The 6,795-nt window shown below is 48.0% G+C and carries 5 protein-coding genes; 3 read left to right on the forward strand and 2 right to left on the reverse strand.

Features of this window, described 5'->3' with window-relative positions; all coding sequences use genetic code 11:
* The first annotated feature begins 137 nt into the window (after nucleotides 1-137).
* Nucleotides 138-2,030: a Na+:solute symporter gene (locus GX419_09920; GenBank protein NLI25008.1), complete on the forward strand. Its 1,893-nt coding sequence runs from the start codon at nucleotides 138-140 to the stop codon at nucleotides 2,028-2,030.
* Here GX419_09920 and GX419_09925 read toward each other — a convergent pair.
* Nucleotides 2,014-3,102 (reverse strand): glycosyl hydrolase, encoded by a 1,089-nt coding sequence (locus GX419_09925; GenBank protein ID NLI25009.1) that lies wholly within the window; start codon nucleotides 3,100-3,102, stop codon nucleotides 2,014-2,016. The genes GX419_09920 and GX419_09925 overlap by 17 nt on opposite strands.
* Before the next feature lie 199 nt (nucleotides 3,103-3,301).
* On the opposite strand from GX419_09925, the gene GX419_09930 reads away from it, so the two are divergent.
* Entirely contained in the window at nucleotides 3,302-4,936 is a 1,635-nt protein-coding gene (locus GX419_09930; protein NLI25010.1) for an amidase, read from the forward strand.
* Nucleotides 4,937-5,013: 77 nt separating this feature from the next.
* Nucleotides 5,014-6,072: a radical SAM protein gene (locus GX419_09935; protein ID NLI25011.1), complete on the forward strand. Its 1,059-nt coding sequence runs from the start codon at nucleotides 5,014-5,016 to the stop codon at nucleotides 6,070-6,072.
* A 439-nt stretch (nucleotides 6,073-6,511) separates the two neighbouring features.
* Here the strand turns inward: GX419_09935 and GX419_09940 are convergent.
* Nucleotides 6,512-6,795, reverse strand: a 284-nt coding sequence (locus tag GX419_09940) for a hypothetical protein (GenBank protein NLI25012.1), incomplete at its 5' end; no start/stop codon positions are given.

Consider the following 6,795-nt stretch of genomic DNA (forward strand, 5'->3'; position numbering starts at 1 on the left):
GAATTAATAAATCTGAGTCTTCACATAAAAGAATTGATTACTTTGTTTGAGAAAGTTCCAATCAAAAAAAGTTGTTTATTTGTACAGCATGAGGATCTGAGGCGGCCGGTTTATTTTTAACCTATAACCCTACTGTTATGCATCTCAGTGTAATCGATATCCTGATCATTGTTGTTTATCTTATCGCCAGTATCATGATCGGGTACTGGGTATCACACAGGGCTTCGGCCAGCATACGGAATTATTTTCTCGGTGGTAATCAGCTTCCCTGGTATCTGCTGGGTGTATCGAACGCATCCGGAATGTTCGATATTGCCGGTACCATGCTGCTGGTCTACTGGTTATCGGTTTACGGGATGAAAAGTATGTGGATACCCTGGCTATGGCCTGTATTTAACCAGATCTTTCTGATGGTTTATCTGTCTTCGTGGTTGCGCAGAAGCAACGTTATGACCGGCGCCGAATGGATCAAAACCCGTTTTGGTACAGGCAAAGGGGCCAATCTGTCGCACATTATCGTTGTGATTTTTGCCATCGTGAGCGTGATTGGCTTTCTCTCATACGGTTTTAAAGGAATCGGGAAATTTATAACAGCGTTCCTTCCCCCCCTGGTAACTGATGCGGCAATGCTGGCCCGATATCCCCAGATGAATGAAAATCTTTACGCTCTGATCCTGATGGGCATTACTACATTTTACGTTGTCAAGGGTGGGATGTTCAGTGTGGTCATTACCGAAGTAATTCAATACTGTATTCTTACCATTGCCTCCATAGCTATCGGGATTATTGCCATTGTTAAGGTGTCTCCGGGCACAATCAATGCTGTGATTCCTGAAGGATGGAAGAGTATGTTTTTCGGCAAAACTGTTGGTCTCGACTGGACGCAGATTTCAGCGCAGGCATCGGCCAAACTTCATGCTTTCAATGACTGGATTCAGAATGACGGTTATTATTTGTTCGGGATCTTTTTTGTCATGGTGCTGTTCAAGGGGATTTTGCTTGCCGCAGCAGGACCCGCTCCCAATTATGATATGCAAAGAATCCTGTCCACGCGCAACCCTCAGGAGGCGTCGAAAATGAGTTCCCTTGTCAATGTGGTGCTGAATCCGTTCAGGTATTTCATGGTAGCCGGACTTACCGTGCTGGCTCTGACGAATTTTGATACGCTGTACACAGCCTCCATTACGGAACCTGATTTTGAATCCATTCTTCCCCAGGTACTTGCAACATATATTCCTGTCGGATTGCTCGGTTTTCTCATGGCGGGTCTGCTGGCCGCATTCATGAGCAATTTTGCAGCCACGGTTAATGCGGCACCTGCCTATATTGTGAATGATATCTATAAGAAATATATCAATCCGCATGCCAGCGAAAAAACGTATGTCCGTATGAGTTACCTTGCCTCCGTTGCAGTGGTGTTGGTAGGTGTCAGCATCGGGTTTTTTGTTGAATCCATCAATAAAATTGTTCTCTGGATCGTAGCCGGTCTGTGGGGAGGATACACCGCGTCCAACGTGCTCAAATGGTACTGGTGGCGTTTTAATGGCTACGGCTATTTCTGGGGTATGGTGACCGGCATTGCAGCATCCCTGATCCTGCCAGCGTTGAGCCATCTGTACCCTGTTTCGGTACTAAGCAATTCACCTCTTCCTGCCAATTTCAATATGAATGCTTTTCCGGTCATTTTCTTCCTGTCGCTTATTGGCTGCCTTCTTGGCACTTACCTCACCAGGCCCGAAGACGATGAGACGCTGAAGCATTTCTATAAAAATGTCAGGCCCTGGGGCTTCTGGAAACCGATCCATCAGAAGGTTGTTGCTGAAGACCCGTCGTTTGTGGGTAATAAAAACTTCCTGATCGATATGTTCAACATAGTTGTGGGCATTGTCTGGCAAATTACGCTGATGGCATTTCCCGTTTACCTGGTACTGCGCGACTGGAAACTGTTCGGAGTTACGTTCGGGATCATGGTGATAACTTCACTGATTCTTAAAAAGACCTGGTGGGACAGGCTCAAGTATGTAGACTGATCTCCGGTTTTTTCTTTTTCAGGTCGTTCCAGGCGGCTTCCATCAGAAGGTAAAACGCCTGACCTTCAGTCGCTGCTCCGGGATGGTCAAACTCCGGTGAACCGCACACACCGCGAACCATTCCAAAAGAATCCATTTTGCCCTGCGCCGCCTTCCTCATTTTAACGGCAGCTTCCAGGTAGGAAACCGGCAGCCAGTCTCTTTCTATCCCTCTGAAAATAGTGTAGGCTGCCATTTGCGACAAATTGGTCTCGACAAAACTTCCCGGTTCGTCAATAATGTTATGAAATAATCCGTCTTCCCTCACATGTGCAAGGCATCCATCTATGCCCTCCCGGATGTATCCATACAGTCGTTCTTTGTCGTTCGTCCGGTTCTCAGGCAATGCATGGGCGACACGTGTCATCCCTGCCAGAGCCCATCCGTTACCGACACCCCAGAAAGCTTTCCGCTCGAATGTTTTTTTCTTTTCGTCCCAGATATGGGAAAATAACTTTTTCCGGCTATCCCATAAATATTTGCGCAAACCTTCCACCTGACGGAGCGCTTCGTCATATTCTCCTGCTACTGCAAGAAAGGGCGGACACATGTACATGCTGTCGATCCATAATTGCGGGGCATAGGTAATGTGATGGATGATCCCGTCACTTGTCCTGGGTGCCCTATGAAGAAGATATTGCAGCATTTTTGCCTGGGCTTCCCTGAAAGCTTCATTGGAATACCTTTCAGCCATTTTCAGCACGGGTTCTCCGTTGGAGGCAGGGTCGGTAACTGCTTCGTCACTGGCTACATTGGCAAGCCGTCCAAGCTGGTCCTGTCTCAGAACTGCTTCCTCAGCCAACAGATAAACCAGTTCATATTCTCCCAGTTCCAGCAAGGCCTGCGCAGCCACCCCCTGCTCCCACGATCTTCGCTGTGTGCTGAGCATGGCAAAAATCGCTTTCCTTATTTTTTTACAGTCTTCGGATAAATTTTCCTTTGCTTTTCCTGAAGCACAGGAAGAAAGGAATGGAATGCTCCCGGCAAGAGCGGCAGTTGTTGTAACTCTGCCCAGAAATTGACGACGTTCCATAATTAAATCAGTTTTTTATGCAATTTGCAGATATTTTTGAATTTGTCCTATACTGCCTTTGAACATAGGGTTTATTTTTTTGCCTTACTTTGTTAAAAAGTATTTCCCAATGAAAACACTCCGTCTATACTCAGGTTTGACCCCGGGAAGAAAGAATTTCTCTTTCTTTTGCGCGGGCTTTTTATTTGCTGTTTTTATTATGTTGATTTTATCCGGTTGCGGAAGCAAAGAATCAAATCAGAGCATAATTACCAAAGAGGTTGTTCGCTCTGCTGCTATTCTTTCTGATCTGGCATTTGATGATGCCGAAATTGATTCTATGCTGGACGGTTTGAATGCTTACCGTTCATCCTATCAATCAATGCGCAACGTATCACTTTCCAATGATGTGCCTCCGGCTTTTATTTTTTCTCCGGTACCACCGGGCTACAGGGCTGATATTTATACCGGTATACCTGATTATGGTTTGCCGGCAAAGGTGAGTATCCCTGAAAACAGGGAAGAGTTGTGTTTTTATCCTGTATCGGAACTTTCGGTTCTGTTGCGTACCGGACAGATTACATCGGAAGAACTGACACGGTTGTATATCAATCGCTTAAAGGAATATGATCCGGTGTTGCATTGTGTGGTAACTCTTCTTGAAGATCGTGCCCTGGCCCAGGCAAAAAAAGCCGATCGGGAAATAAGGGCCGGGAAATATCGCGGACCTCTGCATGGTATTCCATACGGAGTGAAAGACTTGCTGGATGTTGAAGGTGTACCAAGCACGTGGGGATCAAGGTTGTATGAAAAGCAAATAGCCGGACATACTGCTGCTATTGTTCAGCGGCTCGACTCAGCCGGTGCTGTACTGGTTGCCAAGCTCTCACTGGGTGAATTTGCCATGGGGGATGTCTGGTTCAAAGATATGACGCGGAACCCATGGAATCCGGCAACAGGATCGAGCGGTTCTTCTGCTGGTTCTGCTTCAGCAACGGCAGCAGGTCTGGTTGGCTTTGCCATTGGTTCTGAGACATGGGGGTCGATTGTTTCCCCTTCGACTGTTTGCGGAGTAACTGGACTCAGACCTACTTTCGGACGTGTTCCGCGAACCGGAGCAATGACATTGTCGTGGACCATGGATAAACTGGGTCCCATTGCACGAACTGCCCTGGATTGTGCCATTATTCTTGCCGCAATCAATGGCAGCCACCCGGGTGACCCGGCTTCAGTCAGTGTGCCATTTTCCTTCAAGGCCTCGCAAAATCTGAAGAATTTGCGGGTTGCCTATGATGAGGAAATTTTTACACGGAATTACCCCTTCAGAGCGAATGACAGCAGTGTTATAGAGTTGCTAAGGCATCTGGGCTTTCAGCTGGTTCCGGTTAGAGTTCCTGATACCATTCCTGTTAATAGCCTTAGCATTATTCTTGAAGCGGAAGCTGCAGCAGCCTTTGACGAATTAACGCGATCCGGGAAGGATACTATAATGGTACGCCAGACCAAAGATGCATGGCCCAATATTTTTCGTCAGGCACGTACCATTCCCGCCGTGGAATATATCCAGGCCAGCCGTTTACGAACACTTCTGATCAACGAGTTTAACCGGCTTTTTCAGAAGGCAGATGTTATCGTTTTTCCTTCCCTCGAAGGGAATCAATTGCTGATTACAAATCTTACTGGTCATCCTGCCTTGTCTGTCCCCAGCGGGTTTGATGCACAAGGCATGCCCACAAGTGTAACATTTGTCGGCAACTGGTATTGTGAGCAAAATATACTTCTGCTGGCGAGGGCTTATCAGGAATATACGCAATGGTACAAAAGAACTCCCCCTGATTTTACTCCTTCAAAATAAAATATTTTTGAAGCGTTCATTAGCAAAACAATAATAATGCATAACACAAAAAAACGGAACCCGAAACCTTCGACCGTATGGATTTTCTGGCTGGGAAAACATTAGAGGATTTAAAATTGTGGCTGCGGGAATCCGGTGAAAAAGAGGATTATGCTGTCCCTTTACTGACGGGCTTTTACAGGAAAAAGATGCGTGATATAATGCAGATAGCTCAGCTGCCTCTTTCCCTTCGCCGGAAATTGGCAGCAGCTTTTGCCGATGGATACTATGAACCCTCCCATCTGATGGTTTCAGCCGACGGAAGCAGGAAATACCTCTTTTCAGCCGGGGAAAAAGGGTTTGTCGAGTCGGTTTACCTTCCTGAAAGATCCAGGCATACGTTGTGCGTTTCGACACAGGCTGGTTGCCGTATGGGATGCGCATTTTGCTGTACAGGCCAGTCGGGTTTCAGAGGCAATCTGACTGAAAGGGAAATTCTGAACCAGGTTCTGTCGGTTCCGGAAAGCAGTATGCTCAACCGCATTGTTTTTATGGGCATGGGTGAACCGTTCGACAACAGCGAAGCCCTTTTTCGTGTTCTTGCCATACTTACTGCTTCCTGGGGCCTTTCATTTGGAGCTCAAAAAATCACTGTCTCAACTGTTGGTATTCTTCCATCTGTTCTGCGGTTTCTGGACGAAACCAATTGCCATCTTGCCCTGAGTGTTCATTCTCCGTTCCCGGAGGAAAGGAAGAAATGGATTCCTGCCGAAAATAAGTTCCCGCTAAAGGAAATCATTCTGTCTGTGGGCCGGAAGGGAATGAACCGGCATCGCCGCATAACAGCCGAATATGTTATGATGGCTGGTGTGAACGATTCCCGTGAGCATCTGCAGGAGCTGATTTACCTGTTTCGTGGCACCGTATTCAGGATAAACCTTATTCCTTTTAATCCTTTCGAAGGAAGCGTTGTACGGCCATCGGAAGCATCTGCTATGCAGTATTTTATGAAGGAGTTGAACGAAGCCGGCATTTCCGCCACCATTCGTCGGTCACGGGGCACTGACATCAGTGCGGCCTGCGGTCAGCTGGGCAATTCATTAAGGTTAAGCCCGGATTGCGCATCAGGAGCAAGCGAACTGATGCGCAGTGGGTAGGCCTTGCGTGGAAGCATCCGGGCAAATCCCGCTGAAACGGAGTGAAAGCGGCCCGCAGGGAACATTGCGAATGTTTTCATGAGCAATGTGGGTTAAGCCCGGATTGCGCATCAGGAGCAAGCGAACTGATGCGCAGTGGGTAGGTCTTGCGCACAGGCATCCGGGCAAATCCCGCTGGAACGGAGTGAAAGCGGCCGGTTAAGCCCGGATTGCGTATCAGTAGCGAAAGCGAACTGATACGCAGTGGGCAGGCTTTGTGGGATGGCATCCGGGCAAATCCCGCTGGAACGAAGTGGAAGCGGCCCGCAGGGAACATTGCGAATGTTTTCATGAGCAATGTGGGTTAAGCCCGGATTGCGCATCAGGAGCGAAGTGAACTGATGCGCAGTGGGCTGGCCTTACGCGCCAGCATCCGGGCAAAATGCGCAATGTGGGTTCATCAGAAAACCAGCGTCGCAATAGACCTCTCCGGCATGCTGGTACGGAAAACGGAACCTGAAATCCATACACCAACCTCCCGCGCCGAATCCGTTGCATTGAGGATGACTACTGCCAGCCTGCCATCGGGATTAATAAAGGAAGCGCCGGGCAGATCATCCTGTGTGGAGCTGGTCAGTACCTTAATGGCACCGGGTCGCACAAACTTGCTGATATGCCCAATGTACCAGTAGGAATCCATATAATGCAGACTGCCGTCACGGGTATCGGCAATTACCGGCGCCA

The organism is Bacteroidales bacterium (assembly GCA_012517825.1).
Taxonomy (GTDB): domain Bacteria; phylum Bacteroidota; class Bacteroidia; order Bacteroidales; family JAAYUG01; genus JAAYUG01.